The organism is Pseudomonas sp. FP1742, from assembly GCF_030687145.1.
In the GTDB taxonomy this organism is placed as follows: Bacteria; Pseudomonadota; Gammaproteobacteria; order Pseudomonadales; family Pseudomonadaceae; genus Aquipseudomonas; species Aquipseudomonas frederiksbergensis_D.
Genome location: NZ_CP117460.1, coordinates 2,137,469 through 2,156,620 on the forward strand (window position 1 = coordinate 2,137,469; position 19,152 = coordinate 2,156,620).

Sequence of the window (19,152 nt, forward strand, 5' to 3'; positions counted from 1 at the left end):
GACAACTGGCTGACCCTCAATGGCCGGGTGTATGGCGGCGAATTGAGTATCGGCTGGACGTTCAGCGGGCAGATGTTCGATCCGTCGACCATCGAACGATTGGCGCAGGCTTATGCGCAGGAACTGGGGCTGTTGATCGAGCACTGCTGTGAGGCTCGGCATCAGGGGCTGACGCCGTCGGACTTCCCGCTGGCCGGGTTGACGCAACGCCAGCTTGATTCATTGCCCGTGACGCCACGCCAGGTCGAAGACATTTACCCGCTGTCACCGATGCAGCAAGGCATGCTGTTCCATACCCTCTACGAGCAGCAGGCCGGCGATTACATCAATCAGCTGTGCGTGGATGTCGAAGGCTTGAACGTCGAACGTTTCCGCGAGGCCTGGCAAGCGGCAATGGATGCGCACGATGTGCTGCGCAGCAGTTTTGTCTGGGACGGCGAGTTCAAGCGTCCGTTGCAGGTGATTCACAAGCAACTGGCCGTGCCGTTCACCTTCCATGACTGGCGCGACCAGAGTGATGTGGCCCTGGCGCTCAGTGAACTGGCGGCCGCGCAGCGCCAGCAGGGTTTTGACCTTGCCGCCGCACCGTTGCTGAACCTGACGGTGGTGCGTCTCGACACCGCGCGTTTTCACCTGATCTACACCAGCCATCACATCTTGATGGACGGCTGGAGCAATTCGCAGCTGCTTGGGGAAGTGCTGCAACGCTACAGCGGCCAGGTTCCGGCGAACACAGCGGGGCGTTATCGCGACTATATCGAATGGCTGACGCAACGGGACGCGCAGGTCACCGAAGGTTTCTGGAAGGGCCAGTTGGCCGCGTTCGATGAGCCGACCCGGTTGGCCAAGGCGCTGGTGTGGACCGGAAGCGAAGCGGCCAACGCCGCCCAGGGCGAGCACTTCCTGACCCTGGACCAGGCGCAGACCGCCGGGCTCAATGGCTTTGCGCGGGAACAGAAAGTCACCCTCAACACCCTGGTGCAGGCAGCCTGGCTGCTGCTGTTGCAACGCTATACCGGGCTGGACACGGTCAGCTTCGGCGCCACGGTGTCCGGACGTCCGGCGCAACTGACCGGGGTCGAGCAGCAGATCGGCCTGTTCATCAACACCTTACCGGTGGTCGCCAGCCCACGGGCCGAACAGCCGTTGGCGCAGTGGCTGCAACAGGTGCAGGCGCAGAACCTGGCCTTGCGTGAGCAAGAACACACCGCGCTGTTCGACATCCAGCGTTGGGCCGGGCAGGGCGGCGAAGCCCTGTTCGACAACATTCTGGTGTTCGAGAACTACCCGATCTCCGAAGCCCTGCAACAGGGTGCGCCACAAGATCTGCGCTTCGGTGAAGTGGGTAACTTCGAGCAAACCAATTACCCGTTGACCTTGTCGGCGAACCTCGGCGCCGAGTTGTCGTTTCAACTGAGTTTCGATCGTCAGCAGTTCGATGACGCTGCGATTGAACAACTGGCCGGGCATCTCGCGCACCTGCTGTTGCAGATGGTCGAGGCACCTGCCGCCAGTGCCGTGGGCGATCTGGCCCTGGTCTCGACCGCTGCGCGCGAGCCGCTGGCGCTGCCGGTCGATGAGGTGTGCGTGCAGCGTTTGTTTGAACGGCAAGCCGAGCGCACACCGCAAGCGCTGGCGCTGATTTTCGACGAGCAACGCCTGAGTTATGCCCAGCTCAATGCCCAGGCCAACCAATTGGCCCGGGTGCTGCTGCAACACGGCGTCGGCCCCGAAGTGCTGGTGGGCATTGCGGTCGAGCGTTCGACGCAGATGATCATCAGCCTGCTGGCAGTGCTCAAGGCCGGTGGCGCCTACGTGCCGCTGGACCCGGAGTACCCGGCCGAGCGACTGGGCGCGATGATCGAGGACAGCGGTCTGCGTGTGCTGTTGACCCAAAGCCACCTCGCGCCGAAGTTGCCAGAAGCTGCGGGCGTGACCGTCCTGAGCCTGGATCAACTGGCTTACCCGACCCAGACCGACAATCTGCCGCAGCGCAGCGGCCCGCAAAACCTGGCGTATGTGATGTTCACCTCGGGCTCCACCGGGCGCCCGAAAGGGGTCGGCATCACTCAATCGGCGCTGACCCGTCATGCCCGGGTGGCCCTGGATTTCCTCGGCCTCACACCACAGGACCGCTCGCTGCAATTTGCCACGTTCAACTTCGATGCCTTTGTCGAGCAGCTTTACCCGGCACTGATTTGCGGTGCCTCGGTGGTGCTGCGCGGGCCGGACATCTGGGACAGCGAGACCTGGTATCGCGAATTGCGCGACAAGCAGTTCAGCGTCAGCGACCTGACCACCGCCTACTGGAATATGTTGGCCAAGGACCTCGCGGCGACGGGTCATCGTGACTATGGCGCGTTGCGCCAGGTGATTGTCGGTGGCGAAGCCATGCCGCCGGAAGGTGTTGCCGCCTGGGGCCAGGCCGGGCTGGGCCATGTGCGCCTGCTGAACACCTACGGCCCGACCGAAGCCACGGTCAGCGCCACGCTGCTCGATTGCAGCGACTACGTGTCCGGCCGCGACCCGTTGCCGGTGACCATGCCGATTGGCCGGGCGTTGGGCGGCCGGGCGATTCATGTACTCGACACCCTGGGCCAACCGGCGCCGGCCGGTGTGGTCGGTGAACTGGTGATTGGCGGTGAGCTGCTCGCACGGGGCTACTTCCAGTGCCCGGAATTGACCGCCGAACGCTTCATTCCCGACCCGTTCGATCCACTGGGCGGTGGCCGCGTGTACCGCACCGGTGACCTCGCGCGTTATCGCGCCGACGGCGTGATTGAGTACGTCGGGCGGGTCGATCATCAAGTGAAGATTCGTGGTTTGCGCATCGAACTCGGTGAAATTGAAACCCATCTGCTGCGGGTTCCTGCGGTGCGTCAGGCACTGGTGGTGGCGCAACCGGGCGCCATCGGTCAGCAATTGGTGGCGTACGTGGTGTTCGACGATCCGGCGCAAGCCAGCGCCGATTCATCTATGCTGGCGGCGTTGCGCAATGACATCAAGGCACGCCTGAAGGCCAGCCTGCCGGATTACATGGTTCCGGCCCATGTGCTGTTCCTCGAATGCCTGCCCCTGAGCCCGAATGGCAAGATCGATCGCAAGGCCTTGCCGGGCGTCGATGCCAATCTGGTGGCGTTGGACTTTGTCGCGCCTGAAGGTGCATTGGAACAGCAGATCGCTACGGTCTGGCAGGACGTGCTGGAACTGCAACAGGTCGGCCGCGACGATCACTTTTTCGAACTGGGCGGGCATTCTCTGCTCGCGACGCAAGCGGTGTCGCGCCTGCGCAAACTCACGGCCTGTACGTTGAGCCTGCGCGACCTGTTCAGCCATCCGCGACTCAAGGACCTGGCGGCGTGGATCGCGCGGCAGCAGGGCACACCTGAGCCGAACGGCCATCACGGTGTGGTGCTCAAGGCCCATGGCACCCGGCACAGCGCACCGTTGTCGCTGGTGCAGCGTCGCTTGTGGATCGCCGAGCAATTGTCCGGCGGCACCGCGGCCTATGGCATGCCGATGGCCTTGCGTTTGCGTGGTGAGTTGTCGGTGGAACGACTGATCAGCAGTTTCGCCGAGGTGGTGCGCCGCCATGAAGTGCTGCGCACCGCGTATACCCAGGACGATGAAGGTGACCCGATAGCCGTGATCGCCGAGCAGGTTGAACTGGATTTCCCGGTGATCGATTTGTCCGGTCTGTCCCGCAGTGCCCAGGAAGAATGGGTGGCACAAGCGGCACTGGAAAACGCGCGCACGCCGATTGATATGGAACACGCGCCACTGTTGCGTGGGCGGATCCTGCACCTGGGGCCGACCGAGCATGTGATGCTTTATGCGATGCACCACATCATTTCCGATGGTTGGTCGATGGGCTTGCTGATCAACGAACTGGTGGAGATTTACCACCGCACCAAGGCCGGTGACCTGACCCCGTTGCCGGCGCTGGAGGTGCAGTATTCCGACTTCGCGCTGTGGCAGCAGGAACTGGAACAGCAAGGCGTGCTGGCGCGTCAGGCCGAGTACTGGAAAGCGCGGCTCGCGGGCTATGACGGGCAACTGAAGTTGCCATCGGATAACCCCCGTGGTTTGACACCGTCCTATGCGGGTGACTCGGTGCAGTTCCAGCTCACCACGCCACTCAGCACGGCCTTGCGCCAGTTGTCGATGGACGCGGGCGTCACGCTGTACAGCACGCTGCTGGCCTCGTTCCAGGTGTTGTTGCACCGGGTCAGTGGCGTTGCGGATGTGTTGGTCGGTGCCGACGTGGCCGGGCGTGAACAGCCGGAGCTTGAACGGTTGATCGGCTTCTTCGTCAACGTCTTGCCGTTGCGTTCGCAGTTCGACGCCGCCACGCCGTTCGCCCGATTCCTGGGCCAGACCCAGGAATCCCTGCTCAGTGCCCTGGAGCATCAGGACCTGCCGTTCGACATGATCGTCGACGCCTCGGACGTGCCGCGGCACAAGGGCATGAACCCGTTGGTGCAAGTGTTGTTCGTGATGAACAACCTGCCGGGACGCACCCAGGCCCTGGGCGGTTTGAGCGTGGAATCGCTGCCGGCGCTGGAGACCCATTCTAAATTCGACATGGCGTTGTTCGTTGACGATGAAGCAGGGCAATTGCTGGGTAATTGGCAATTCGCCACAACCTTGTTCGGACACGAGCGCATTCAGCACCTGGTGAAGGCCTGGATAGCCCTGTTGGAACAGATCGTCGCTGATCAGGACATTCTATTGGGAGCTATCAGCATGCCAGTCGACAATTTAGCGGTGGCCGCCAAGCCTGCCGTCCCCGGACCCAAGGCCGACAAACTCGGCAAGTTCCTCAAGCGCGGCGCCGTCCCGGCGGCCAAGGCCCGACCGGCGCCGATCCGCGAATCGCTGATCGCCGCGCCACAGCCGTTCCCGCTGCTGCTGGAACCGAACGAGCCGCACCTGGACTTGATCGAGTGGATCAACAATAACCGGCCGCTGATCGAAGAAAAACTCGCCAGGCATGCCGGGATTCTGTTCCGTGGTTTCGAGCTGGATGGCATTCAGGGCTTCGAGGCGTTTGCCGAAGCGATCCAGCCAGGGCTCTACGGCCAGTACGGCGATCTGCCGAAGAAAGAGGGCGGCAAGAACACCTACCGCTCCACGCCGTACCCGGAACGCAAGATGATCCTGTTCCACAACGAGAGCTCCCATCAGGACCGCTGGCCGCGCAAGCAGATGTTCTATTGCGAGCAAGCCGCGCCAATTGGCGGAGCGACTCCGGTGGTGGATTGCCGGTTGATGTACGAAAAACTGCCGGCGGACCTGCGCGACAAGTTCGAGGAAAAAGGCCTGCTTTACGTGCGCACCTTCACCGACAACCTCGACGTGTCCTGGCAGCACTTCTTCAAGACTGAAGATCGTGCCGAAGTCGAGGCCCGCTGCCGGGCCGGCGGCATCGAATGGCGCTGGCTCGACAACAACGAATTGCAAACCCGCACCCCAGGGCCGGCCATCATTCGTCACCCGGTGACCGGCGCCAAATCGTTCTTCAACCAGGTGCAACTGCATCACATCTATTGGCTGGAGCCGGACGTGCGGGAAGACCTGTTGTCGATGTTCGGCCTGGACCGCTTGCCGCGCCACGTGTTCTACGGCGACGGCACGCCGATCGAAGACGAAGTGATGCAACGCATCGGTGACTTGTACGAAGAATGCGCGGTGCGTTTCGACTGGCAAAAAGGCGACGCCATCCTGCTCGACAACATGCTGGTGGCCCATGCCCGTGATCCGTTCGAAGGCCCGCGCAAGATTGTCGTGGCCATGGGCGACATGTTCGACCGCAGCGCCCTTGAACGCGTAATGAACACCGAGGAAACCGGAGCATGAACGAGGTATCGATGGACCAGCAGGACCTGGGTTACGCCTTGACGCCTGAACAGCAACGGTTGCTGGAGCAGTTGCCCAAGGCCCCGGCCTGTGGTGATGCGCTGCATTTCCTGGAGGTCGAGCTCCGCGGCGCCCTCGATCCGCAGCGGGTGCAAAACGCACTGGATCGCTTGCTGGCGCAACAGCCGATGCTGGTTGGGCGGCTGGGCAAGGCGCCGGGTTTCCATGGTGTCCGGCAGTTCGTCGGGGAGGCTGAGCGCTTCCCGCTGAGCGTGCAGGCGCGGGTCGATACCCCGGCCGGTATTCAGGCTCAGCTCAGCGAATGGGCGGAACGTGCTTTTGTCGTCGGTGAGTCCGAGGGCGCGCAAGCGGTGCTCTATCGCCTGGCCGATGATCAATGGCAATTGGTCTTGGGCCTGGCCCGGCACAGCCTCGATCAAAGCGGCGTGCGGTTGTTGTATCAGCAGTTGGTGCGGGCCTATGGGCAACCAGCGGCGGCGGACGACGAAGAGACCGGTGAATTCACCCAGTACCTGGAATGGCACAGTGAAGTGGTGCTCGACGAAGACGCGGCCGGCGCACGTACTTACTGGCAGGAACACCTGCAAGGCGCCGATCCCGATTTGAGTACTCCGTGGCTGGCCTATCGCAACGGGAATCCTGGATTGTCGTCGGCCACTGAATCGCTGGCGCTCACGCTCGATCCGGCGCTGCGCAGCGGTTTGCAGCAAGTGGCCGGGGCGTTGGAGCAATCGCCGAGTGTGGTGCTGCAAGCGGCCTGGTGGCTGTTGCTGGGTCGGCTCAGCGGGCATCAACAGGTGCTGGTCGGTGTGCGGCATGACAGTCGCGAAGATTACCAATACTTCAGCGATGCCGTGGGCGTGTTCGAGAAAACCCTGCCGCTGAACTTGTCACTGACGGCGAATGCAGGGTTCAGCACTTGGGTGGCGGAGTTGGCGGCGCGTCTGGATGAGCATCGTACGTGGCAGGAATACTGGGCGCCTGAACTGGCGCCGACGGCGGCTCGCCCGGCGTATGGTTTTGCCGTGTGCCGGGCCATGCAAGCCGCGACGTCCGCTGATCTGCAATGGACTCCGCGTTCGGCAGTGCGCGAAGCGCTGTTTGAATTAATGCTTGAACTGGAAACGGACGAGGCGGGCAACGCCCACGGGTTCCACCTGCATTACAACCCGTCCCGCTACTCGGTTCAGGCGATGGAAGGGTTGCTGGAGCAGTTGCGCGTATTGCTCGAAAACATCGTTGCCAATCGTCACGCCGAACTCGGTCAACTGAACGTGTTGGGAGCCGCCGAACAACAGCGCTTGCTGGCGATCAACCCGCCAGTGCGAGCACGGGGCGATAGCCGGTTCTTGCCGCAACGCATTGCCGACTGGGCCCGGACCACGCCGCAAGCCATCGCCCTGACTGACGGCGATCGACGCCTGAGTTACGGGCAGTTGCAGGCGAAGGTCGAGGTGTTGGCCCAGGCATTAAAAGCCCAGGGCATCGGGCCGGGGGCTATTGTCGCGCTGGCCTTGCCACGCTCGGCGGAGCTGGTGATCGCCATGCTCGCGGCGTGGCGCATCGGCGCCGCGTACCTGCCGCTGGACCCGCAATGGCCGCAAGCCCGTCAAGCCTTGATGCTGGAACAGGCCGGCGCTGCGTTGCTGCTGGTCGACGCCGGGCACATCGCGCAATGGCACGATTATCCGTTGCCTCTGGCGACCGTGGATCGTGTGCTGCAGTCGGCCCCGGCGAGCACGTCGGCCATCACCCACGACACACAGGGCGATCAGGCGGCGTACGTGTTGTTCACCTCCGGCTCCACCGGTATGCCGAAAGGCGTGGTCATCGAGCACCGGCAATTGCTCAATTACACCGCTCACGTCAGCCAGGCCCTGGGGCTGGATCAATGCCAGCAGTTCGGTTTCACCTCCACGGTGGCGGCGGACCTGGGCAACACGGCGCTGTTCGGCGCCTTGTTCAACGGCGCCGCGCTGCATGTGGCCAGCGATGAGCACATGCAGGACGGCAATTTGTTTGCCGATTTCCTGCAACGGCAGGCCATCGATTGCCTGAAGATCGTTCCGTCGCACCTGGCCGCGCTGCTCGACAGTGAGCGCGCGCAACTGCCGCGCACGCTGGTGCTGGGCGGCGAGCCGATTGCCCAGGCATTGGTGCAACGGATCGCCGGTTTGCGCAGTGATTGCCGGGTGTTCAATCACTACGGCCCGACCGAGGCCACGGTCGGCGTGCTGGTTCATCCGCTGGATCTGGAGGCGGCTGTGCCTGACGCCGGCGTGCTGTCCCGGGTGTTGGGCAACAATCAGGTGTTTGTACTCGACGATAACCTGGAACTGACGCCGGTCGGTGTGCTGGGCGAGTTGTACCTCGGCGGCGCGCAGTTGTGTCGCGGCTACGTGAATGTCGAGGCCGATTCGCAAGTGTTTATCCAGAGCCCGTTCAATCCGCAGGATCGCCTGTACCGCACCGGCGACCTGGCCCGCTATCGCCCGGATCTGGCGATTACGTTGCACGGTCGGCGCGATCAGCAAATCAAGGTGCGGGGTTTCCGTATCGAACTGGCAGAGATCGAAGCCGAGTTACTGCGTGTGCCACAGGTCGCGCAAGCACTGGTGTTGCCGGGGCCGTCCGCGCAAGACGGGATGCTCGCGTTCATCGTGCCGCATCAGGCGCCTTCGGCGACGTTGCTCGATGCCGTTCGCGACGAACTGGCGCTGCGCCTGCCCAGTGTGATGCTGCCGCAGCACTTGCAGTTGATCGACAGCTTCCCGCGACTGGCCAACGGCAAGGTTGACCGCAAGGCCTTGCAACAACTCGCGTCCACTTCGGCTGACGATGAAGCCATGCAGCCCCGCGATGCTCTTGAGCAACTGCTGGTGACGCGCATGGCGCAGTTGCTGGGGGTTGAGCGTCTGGGCATCGACCGGGACTTTTTCGCCGCCGGGGGCCATTCCTTGCTGGTGATCAAACTGGTGGCCGGCATTCGCAAGTTGTTGCAGTGCGAAATCCAGCCGGGTGTGGTGTTTGACCATCCGACCGTGGCGGGGCTGGCGGCGGCGTTGCGCTCTCGGGAAAGCAGTCCGGGTCAGTTGGAGAAAATCGCCCAGGCGCGGTTGCGTCTGGACAATATGAGCCCCGAAGAAAAAGCGTTGCTCACCGAAAAAGCCCGGCAACTGCAAAACGCCAAGGCTGCACAAAACGGTTGAAGTAGCAGAAAAAAAGGCCGACGCCCAATGCGTCGGCCTTTTTTTTGAATTTTTGCGCAAATGATAAATAAACTCATTCCGGTTTTTGCACGGTGCTGCGTCTTACTTACGTAAGCAGATAAATCGAGCCGGGCAGGGTAGCCACAGGGCTCAGTTTTTCCCAGCCGTACACATTTTTACCGCTGCCCGGACAAACGATCGAGCCCGGGGAGGGGCCGGTCATCGACTTGCGACGTGTTGCCCGAGAGGGCAGCCGATCCAGGCGGTTCACAGGTCCAGGCAGCGGCAGGGCACTCGGTTGCCCATGGATCCTATCCATTTCAATTAAAAATAGAGAGCACGATGTCAGCAATTCATGAGTTGAAACCTCTGTTCAAGGCCTTGGTCATTGCCCGAACCCTGCGCTCGCGTCGCTCGTTGGCCGGTCTGGGCATGGCTTGCCTGCTGCCGCTCAGCGCGCAGGTCCACGCCGAAGACTTCACCCTCGACATTCCTGCCCAGCCTTTGCCCCAGGCGCTGCAGGCGTTTGGCACGCAGACCAATCAGCAGGTGATCTACAACGCCGATGACATGGCCGGCCTGCGCAGCACACGCGTCAGCGGCAAGTTGAGCAGCGAAGCGGCGATTGCCCAACTGCTCAAGGGCACGGGCGTGCACTACAGCTTTGAAGGCAACACGCTGATGCTGGTACGCGGCAGTTCGACCGAGGGTCTGGAACTGGGCGCCACCACCATCAATGCGCAACAGGTGGGCGCGACCACCGAAGGTTCGAATTCCTACACCTCGAATGCCGTGACCATCGGCAAGGGCACCCACACCCTCAAGGAAATTCCGCAGTCGGTCACGGTGATGACCCGCAAGCAAATGGATGATCAGGATATCGTCGATCTCAAGGACGCGGCCAACAAGACCACCGGACTGGTCGGTGCCCAAGGCGTCGGCAGAGGTTTGATCCTCTCTTCGCGCGGTTTCCAGATCGATGACTGGCAGTACGACGGTGTGCCGATCCCGCGCAACACTTACGCGCTGGGCAACTGGGCCACGCAGGACTTGATTTTCTTCGATCGCATGGAGGTGCTGCGTGGTGCGTCGGGCTTGCTGCAAGGCACCGGCAGCCCGGGTGGCGCGGTCAACCTGGTGCGCAAGCGCGGTCAGGCCACACCGACCGTGACCCTGACCGGCAAGGCTGGCTCCTGGGATCACTACGGTCTGCAACTGGACGCCGGCGGGCCGTTGAACCAGAACGGCACCATCCGTGGACGTTTCCTTGCCGACCAGGACGACACCCACACGTTCGTTGATTCCGAATGGTACAAGACCACCTCGCTGTACGGCGCGCTGGACTTCGACCTGAGCGAAGCCACCACCGTGGGCGTGGCGGTCAGCCAGTCCGACGGCGAATCGCGCTCGAATGTCCGCGGCTTCCCGCGTTACTCCGACAGTAAACCCATCGACCTGCCGCGCAGCACGTACACCGGGGCGAAGTGGAACCATTCGGATATCGACGTCACTACGCTCTATACCGACCTGGAACACCGTTTCAACGACGACTGGGCCTTCAAGGTCGGCGCCGTGCGCATGACGGAAACCAACAAGGCGAAGAACCAGCGGGTGCAATCCACCGGCGATGGCATCAATCCCGATGGCAGCGGCGTGCAATACGCTGACTTCGTGACGGACATGGACTCCACCAAAGTCGCGCTGGACATGAACCTCACCGGCAAGTTCGAAGCCTTGTCCATGCCGCAGGAAATCATGGTGGGCGGCAACTATTCCAAATACACCTCGGACGACAAATACGCCCGAACCTTCAATGACAGCTCCGACAACATCTTCGACATTGATCACAACCGTCCGGAGATCAGCTACGAAGGCTTGATCAATAGCCCCGGTGGCCGTGGGACTCCCAGCCAATACGACATCCGCCAGAAAGGCCTGTACGGCAGCTGGAGGGTCAAGCCTGTTGAAGACCTGACCCTGGTGCTCGGCTCGCGCGTCAGTTGGTACGACTACAATTACAAGTCTTCGACCCAGACCGCGACCGGCATTACAGAAGATCCAAAAAGCACCGCCACTGAAACCGGAGAAGTCACGCCCTATGCCGGTATCGTCTATGACCTGAGCCGCGAATGGGCTGTCTACGCCAGTTACACCGACGTATATACACCGCAAACCGAACGCGATACCGCCGGCGCGGTACTCAAACCGATTGTCGGCAGTAACTACGAGATTGGCCTCAAGGGCGAGTTGATGGATGGCCGGATCAATACCTCCGTGGCCCTGTTCCGTTACGACCAGGAAAACCGTGCCGTTCTCGATACGCAGGGTGCGCAAACCTGTGACGGTTGGTATTGCTCGACGGCATCGGGCAAAGTGCGCAGCCAGGGTCTGGACGCTGAAATCAGCGGCGAAGTGATCGACAATCTGCAACTGTTTGCCGGCTACACCTACAACACCACCAAATACCTCGACGACCCTGACAACGAAGGCAAGATCTTCAGCTGGTGGACGCCTAAACACATGCTGCGTGTGTGGGGCAATTATCAGATGACCGGCGACTGGAGTCGTGTGAGTACCGGCCTGGGCTTTACCGCACAAACCCACACAGTAGGTTTCGACCACTCCGTCAACGTTCCGGGATACACCGTGTGGAATGCCCGCGTCGGTTACCAGCTCACCCCGGAAATCGAGCTGGCGATGAATGCCAACAACCTGTTTGACAAGACCTACTTCGCAGCGGCCTACAACCAGATTAACGGCAACAACAACTACGGTGATCCACGCAACGTGATGTTCAGCGTGAAATACACACCGCAGTTCTGAGCCCTTTGCACTAGCGTCAAAGTCCCGGCCCGCGCCCTTTTACCAGGGGCGCGGGCTAATCTTGTAGCAGCTGCCGAGCAGCGCGAGGCTGCGTTCGGCTGCGAAGCAGTCGTGAAATCAGGCACTGCAGTCTGTCAGATACACCGTGCATTTAGGGTCTACGACTGCTGCGCAGCCGAACGCAGCCTCGCGCTGCTCGGCAGCTGCTACGGTATTGCCTGAAGCACAAACAAAAACGCAGAAGCCATGGCTTCTGCGTTTTTTTTGCCGTCACCCGGTCAGCTACATGACTCGCCCTGGCAGCCGAGGAGCACTTCGGTAAACGACTCCAGTAGCGACTCGCTGTAGATCATGCTGCGGTGCGGCAGTGGTGAGTGGATCGAGGTGTGCAATTGGCCTGTCACATTGTGGGCCCTGAGCAGTTGTTCCGAATACAGCACTTGTTTCAGGGTTTTATGCGACAGCGACCACCAGCAACTGGCCTTGACCTTGAGCAGCGGCAGCGAGAAGGCATTGAACGCGTCCACCAGGCGATCATGAATCGCATAGGCCTGGGCGTTCATGACTTCCTGCTTGATGCCTTCCAGGGTCGCGATCATCTCTTGCTCGCCGGTGGCCGTCTGTTCGCTGGCCCAGCGATAGAAGGCCTTAAGGTCGGCCGTCGGGTTCCGGGCGATGAAGTTCGCCGCCGCCGGTTCCAGATGCGCGAACATCAGGTTGAAGACTTCGAGTGCTGCCAGCAGTTCGTTTTCCGCGCTGAGGTGGTTCGGGTTGTCTTTTTCCAGAGGCTTGCGCGGCAGGTCGGCGGGCAGGTCACGTTCCGGCAGAGTGGTGTCGACGAGGCCGAGGAAGGTCACTTCCTTGCCCTGGCGCTCCAGGTGGGCGGCGACGTCCATGGCAATGGCGCCGCCCAATGACCAGCCCATCAATCGGTAGGGGCCGTGGGGCTGCTTCTCGACGATCTGTGCGCTGTAGTCGGCAATCATCTCGGCCCATGTCTGAGCGTTCGAGTCTTTGTCGGCAAAGCCCTTGTGCATCACGCCGAAGGTCCGGGCATGGGCACTGAGTTTTTTCGCCAGCGGCTGATAACAGAACACGATACCGCCGCTGGGGTGCAGGCAGAACAGCGGCGGCGCCGACGCTGTCGAGGCATTGAGTTCGACCACGCATTGCACATGCTGCTGATGCTCCAGGGCGATGAATCTGGCCAGTGCCTGGACATTGGGGTGAGCCAGCATGTGTTGCAACGCCAGTTTGATGCCCAGGCGCGCGTTAAGGGTCGAGATGAATTGAATGGCCAGAATCGAGTGGCCACCGAGTTCGAAAAAGTTGTCGTCCAGGCTGACACGCTCGACCTGCAACGCTTCTTGCCAGAGTTCGGCGAGCGCCTTTTCCAGTGGCGTTTCGGGGGCAATGAAGTGGCGCTGCGTCTGGCTGAGGTCGGGCTGCGGCAGGGCCTTGCGGTCGAGCTTGCCGTTGGGGCTCAACGGCATGGCGGCCAGTACCAGCAGATGACTGGGCACCATGTAGTCTGGCAGATTGGCCTTGAGCTCAGCCTTGAGGGTTTCGCGCAGGTCGAATTGTTGCTGCTCGCTCAGCGAGTCGCTTTGGGCCACGACATAGCCGACCAACTGCAAACCCACTGCGCCTTCCCGGGCAACCACTAACGTCTCGCGGACCTGCGGCGATCGCAGCAGGCATGACTCGATTTCCCCGAGTTCGATGCGGAAGCCGCGGATCTTCACCTGGTGATCCAGCCGGCCTGCATACTCGATCACGCCGTCGGCGCGATAGCGCGCCAGATCGCCGGTGCGGTAGAGACGACCGCCGCCCTGAACATCGAACGGGTCGGGGATGAAGCGCTCGGCCGTGAGCTCAGGTCGCTTGAAGTAGCCGCGTGCGAGCAGGTCGCCGGCAATCATCAGTTCACCGACGACACCCACTGGCACTGGCTGGCCGCCGGCATCGAGCAGGTAAATCGCCCGTCCGGCCAGAGGCTGGCCGATCGGCATGCTTTTGGGGAGGGCGATTTGCCCTGTCACGTAGTCGCTGCAATCCAGCACCGTGGCGCTGACTGTCGTTTCCGTCGGCCCGTAGGTGTTCAGCAGCTTCACGTGCCCGAGGCCGGCCTTGCCCCAGGCCGCCACGCCCTCCGGTGGCATCGCTTCGCCACCGACGATCACTTGCCGCAGTGCACCGTAGTCGCGCTGACCGGCTGCGGCGAAGTCCTTGGCCAGCATGTTCCAGTAGGTGGTGGTCAGGTCGCTGACGCTGAACTGTTTGTCGAGCAGTTCGCGGTACCAGGTTTCACTGTCCCAGATATCCGGCCCGCGCAGCACCACCGAGGCGCCGCAGATCAACGCCGGGTAAAGCTGCTCGACAAAGGCATCGAAGTTGAACGTGGCGAACTGCAGGGACCGGTCCTGTGCGCTCAGGCCGAGAAACTCCAGCGCCACCTGGGCGTGACGGGTTAACGCCGCCTGGGTGATGCCGACCCCTTTGGGGCGACCGGTAGAGCCGGACGTGAACATCACATAGGCGAGGTTTTGGCCGGTGGTGCGGCAGGGCGGGTCAAGTGCGGGCAGCGTCCCCCGGACATCGATGTCGTCGACGCAGCGTTGCTGAACGCCGGGCATCGATGGCAGCCGATCAAGCAGCGAACGCTGGCTCAGCAACACGCTCAGGCCACTGTCTTCAATCATCCAGGCCAGGCGTTCCTGCGGATAATCGGGGTCCAGTGGCACATAAGCGCCGCCGGCCTTGAGCACCGCCAGCAGGCTGACAATCATCTGCGCCGAACGCTCCACGGCAATGCCCACCAGCACTTCCGGTCCGACACCCTGTGCAATCAACGAGTGGGCCAGGCCATTGGCGGCGGCGTTGAGCTGGGCATAACTGAGCTCAAGGTCGTTGAAGATCAGGGCCACCGAGTCGGGGGTTGCCAGCGCCTGGCGTTCGAACAACTGATGCACGCCGTCCTCAGGCATGGCCGACGCGGGCGGATTCCACTGCTGCAACTGAACCTGGCGTTCGTCGCTTGCCAGCAACGGCAATTCGCCGAGCGCACGCAGCGGATCTTCCGTGAGTGCATGGAGCAGGTTCAGCCAGTGCCGGGCCAGGCGTTCGAGGGTGGCGGGGGCGTAGAGGTCCCGGCTGTATTCGAGACTCGCGCTGATGCCATCGAGCGAATAGCCGACGTCCAGGGACAGATCGAATTTGGCCTGGCCGGGACCCGCGCCGAGGAACTCCAGCGCCAGTCCGTCCAGGTCGATCCGGTCCGGTTGCCCGGTGTCAGTGCGCCAGTTGAACAGCACCTGGAACAACGGATTGGCGTGTTCGCTGGCATGCAATCGCAACGCGTCGAAACTCAATTCCAGCGGGTAATCGCCATGGTCCAGCGCCGCCAACGATTCGCGCCGCAGCCGCTGGAGAAAGTCTGCGCAGGACAGCAGCGGATCAATGCGCGCCCGGTACACCTGGGAGCTGACGAAAAAGCCGACCAGACCCTGGGTTTCGCTGCGATTGCGGGTGGCGTTGGGTACGCCGACGGTAAAGTCGTATTGGCCACTGTAGCGGCTCAATAACAATTGCCAGGCCCCGAGGGTCACGACGAAAGGCGTCAGTTTTTGCTGCTGGCAGAAGCGGTTCAGGGCTTGCGCGAGGGGCGCTGGCACACTGAAGTCATACTGCCCGGCAGGGTGGCTGTGCTGGGCATTTCGTGGGAAGTCCACCGGCAGATCGAGGGCCGGCAATGTTTGCCCCAGATACTCTTGCCAGTATTCGGCGCTGCTGGCGCAGGTTGCGCTGTGCAGGTATTCGCCACGCTGCCAGGCGGCATAGTCGGCGTACTGGATGGCCGGGCGAGGCAAGGGTGATGTATCGCCGCTGCCGGCCTGGGCAAAGGCCCGTGTCAGGTCTTGCATCAGAATGGCATTGGACCAGGCATCGGAAACGATATGGTGCATGTTCATCAGCAACAGATGCTCGTCGGCCGAAATCTGCAGCAGCGTCGCCCGCATCAGCGGTGCCTGACGCAGATCGAACGGCGTGCCGGCCTGGGCCTCGATACGTAGCGCGATCCGCTTGGCGCGGGCCTCGTCCGACAGACCCGACAGGTCTTCATGGTCGAGCACCAGTATTGCCTGCGCATCGACCACCTGCATTGCGCAACCATCGATTTCGACGAAGGCACTGCGCAAGATATCGTGACGCTCAAGCACCTTGTTCAGGGCTGTTTCCAGCCGCCGGGGCGCCAGGGGGCCGGTGATGCGCATGACACGGGGCAGGTTGTAGGCGGCGTTGTCCGGTGACAGTTGCTGGAGAAACCACAGCCGCTGCTGGGCGAAAGACAGCGGCGCCGGACGCTGGTTGGCGCGGGCGGTTATCCCTTGGGGTTGATCACCGGCATCGGCCAGCAACAGCGCCAGTACATCATCATCGATCAAGTCGTTCATCGGGGCTCTCGTAGTCGGCGGTGGATCGTTCAGGCGGTCGCCAACGGTTTTTTTTGTGCGACGAGCTTGCCGCCTTCCATCCGCACCAATTGGTCGGCGACATCGAAGTAACGGTCGTCGTGGGAAATGACGATGATGGTCTTGCCCAGGTATTTGAGTTCCGGCAACAGCTCGGTGTAGAAGATGCGCCGGAAGGCCGGGTCCTGGTCGGCCGCCCACTCGTCGAACACCAGCACCGGGCGTTCTTCCAGCCAGGCGTTCAACAGGGCCAGGCGTTTGCGCTGACCGGTGGAGAGGTCGGTGGTGCTGAAGGCGCCATCGCGGATGCTGACCTTGTGCGAGATTTCCAGGCGTTCCAGGTAACGGTTGGCGTCTTCGGGAACGTTCTGCTCGCCTTGTACCAATTCGTCGAACAGGTAGTAGTCGGCGAAAATCGTGGTGAACAACTGGCGATAGTCGTCGCGGTTATGCGCCAGGACCGGCTTGCCGTTAAGGATGATTTCCCCACCCTGGGGCGCATACAACCCCAGCAACAACTTGATCAGCGTGGTCTTGCCGCCGCCATTCTCGCCGACGATAAACACGATCTCGCCCTGGGCGATGGACAGGTTGACCGGCCCGAGGGCGAAGGGCTTGCTGCCGTCCACCGTCGGGAAGGCGAAATGCACGTCGCGCATTTCAAGGTGTTCGACCACCGGTTTCGGCGCGTCTTTGTCACTGAGCAGCAGGTGCGGTTCCGGCGAGGAAAACTGCTCCGCCAGGTCGGCGATGCGCTTGAACGCAATGTTGGCGCGGCTGACCACCGGCAGGGTGGTGACCAGGTATTCCATCGGGCCCTTCATGTACAGCAGCACCAGCACGAACCCGCTGAGCACCGCTTTATCGGTGCCCAGCCACAGCGATTGCAGGGCCAGCGCCAGGCCGATCACCACGAAAAACAGCATCGAGCCAAGGGTCTTGGCCACCACGAAGGTGTTGACCGCGCGGATGTGCGTGTTGCAGATGAAATCAGCGGTGCCTTCGATGCGTTGGCTGAACATGCGTTGGCGGCGCGGACGATGGATGCGCAGTTCCTTGGCGCCGGCGGCAATCGCGCTGTAATGCTTTTGCAGTTCGTCCTCGGCTTCGCGAGCCGCCTGGAAACCCTTGATGCCCTTGGTCCGGGCCACGTATTGCAGCGCGGTGCCGATCACCAGGGCCACCAGCAGCAAGGCAAACATCGGCAACGACAGGTAGGCCAGGTAGCTCAGGCAACCGAGGGTGACGGTGAACGCAATGGCCAGCGGCGCGAAGGAAAAGGCGAAATCACTGACGGTGTCGACGTCATGGGTCAGCACCGGAATCAGCCGATAACTGCGGAAGCGCTCGATCTGTTCGATCGGTGCCAACAGGACTTTTTCCCCCAGGGATTTACGCAGCCCGGCAATGATGTGCTGCCCGACATGGTTGGTGCCGATGTCCGACAGGATCGACGTCAGCAACGCCACTGCGCACAGGCCGATAAACGTTGCCAACACCCGGGTCGACGGGGTGTCGGCGGCGTTCAGCGCGTCATTGATGGTCGCCAGTAGCGCGGTGATGCTGAGGCCACCGAGCATGCCGAGCATGATCGACACCACAACGATGACCCGGAAAGGCCTGAGCAGGCCGAGGACTTCACTGAAGGCTCCGCGGGATTTTGAGGTCATGGAAGTTTCCGCTTCAAGTGCCGCTAAAGGGCAAAGGTTCAAGAGTTTGGCTGCTTAAAAGACGAAACCCGTGGGCGGCGATTTAGCCGCGCACGGGTTTGTTGCAGGTCATGCGACAGGAGGTGGGAGCCTCAAAGATCCCGCGCGACGCGAAAACCGAGCCAGTCGCCACGGGTATCGGGGTAGGTGGCATTACGGTTGCCCGAACGCGAAAACACCGGAGCTTCGCCCCAGTCATTGCCGCGAATGCGCCGGGCGGTGCATTCGCCGGTCAACCAGGCGCTGCCATCGCTCGGTGCGCCGACGTAGTTGTCGTTGTAGCAATCGGCGGTCCACTCATAGACGTTGCCGTGCATGTCGTACACGCCGAAGGCGTTGGCCGGGAAACTGCCCGCCGGTGAGGTGAAGTTGTAGCCATCGGCGGCACCGTAGGTGTTGGCGTGTTTGGCGATGCCGTATTCCTTGCCTTCATCGAACGGGAAGGGGAACGGGCCGCTGCTGCCCGCGCGGGCGGCATACTCACGCAGCGATTCGCTGACCAACCGATAGTGCTTGCCGGTCTTCTTCGAGAGCCAGGCCACATAGGCATTGACCTCGGGGAAGTTCATGCACACCGCCGGATGCCGGGCCGTGCGTTCATAGCGCGGCACGCCGGCCTTGCACTCGCGGCCCGGCCGGGTGTCGCCGTCGGGCATGACGTAACCGCTGTCGCGCAGGTACGCGTCCCACTCGCCGGCCAGCACTTGAAAGCGGCTGATGGCCAGCGGTTTGGCGAAGGTCACCGGGTGCAACGGACCTTCGTCGGGCTCGCGGCCCACCTCATTGTCCGGAGTGCCCATGGTGAAGGTGCCGGTGGGCAGCACGACCATTTCCGGGCAGTCCTTGCAGTCCTTGAATACTTTGCCGGGCTGGGCGGGTGCTGCGGCCTGAGCAGCGCCGGGCAGCAGGCCTGCAACCACGGCGGCGAAGGCCAGTGCGGGGAGCGTCTTCAAGGAAAAACTACGCAGCTCACTGTTCATCATTGCTCTCGATAAAAAGTTAAAGGGAATCAGGGGGGGCAACTTCCGCCACGCCGCAATCTCTGTAGCAGCTGGCGAA

6 protein-coding genes (1 of these 6 running past the window's edge) are annotated in these 19,152 nt (G+C 62.1%); 3 read left to right on the forward strand and 3 right to left on the reverse strand.

All coding sequences use genetic code 11. The features are described 5' to 3' along the window. From PSH64_RS09550 to PSH64_RS09560, 3 genes are all read left to right on the forward strand, one after another. Positions 1–5,859, forward strand: the 3' portion of a protein-coding gene (locus PSH64_RS09550; protein ID WP_305480522.1) for a non-ribosomal peptide synthase/polyketide synthase. The gene continues 7,662 nt to the left of window position 1, outside the view; 5,859 of the gene's 13,521 nt are visible here — the last part of the coding sequence; its start codon lies beyond the left edge, outside the window; the stop codon is at positions 5,857–5,859. After that, positions 5,856–9,089 (forward strand): amino acid adenylation domain-containing protein, encoded by a 3,234-nt coding sequence (locus PSH64_RS09555; RefSeq protein ID WP_305480523.1) that lies wholly within the window; start codon positions 5,856–5,858, stop codon positions 9,087–9,089. The genes PSH64_RS09550 and PSH64_RS09555 overlap by 4 nt, the downstream gene beginning before the upstream one ends. Positions 9,090–9,431: 342 nt before the next feature. Then, positions 9,432–11,912, forward strand: coding sequence for a TonB-dependent siderophore receptor (locus tag PSH64_RS09560; protein WP_305480524.1), 2,481 nt, complete (start codon positions 9,432–9,434; stop codon positions 11,910–11,912). A gap of 278 nt (positions 11,913–12,190) precedes the next feature. Here the strand turns inward: PSH64_RS09560 and PSH64_RS09565 are convergent, their stop codons facing one another. From PSH64_RS09565 to PSH64_RS09575, 3 genes are all read right to left on the reverse strand, one after another. Further along, positions 12,191–16,366 carry a non-ribosomal peptide synthetase gene (locus PSH64_RS09565; RefSeq protein ID WP_305480525.1) on the reverse strand — a complete coding sequence of 1,392 codons (4,176 nt, stop codon included), beginning with the start codon at positions 16,364–16,366 and terminating at the stop codon, positions 12,191–12,193. A 29-nt stretch (positions 16,367–16,395) separates the two neighbouring features. Beyond that, positions 16,396–18,054 carry a cyclic peptide export ABC transporter gene (locus PSH64_RS09570; RefSeq protein WP_018925345.1) on the reverse strand — a complete coding sequence of 553 codons (1,659 nt, stop codon included), beginning with the start codon at positions 18,052–18,054 and terminating at the stop codon, positions 16,396–16,398. A gap of 131 nt (positions 18,055–18,185) precedes the next feature. After that, a complete protein-coding gene (locus tag PSH64_RS09575; protein ID WP_305480526.1) occupies positions 18,186–19,073 on the reverse strand; it encodes a formylglycine-generating enzyme family protein in 888 nt (295 codons plus the stop codon). Between the last annotated feature and the right edge of the window lie 79 nt (positions 19,074–19,152).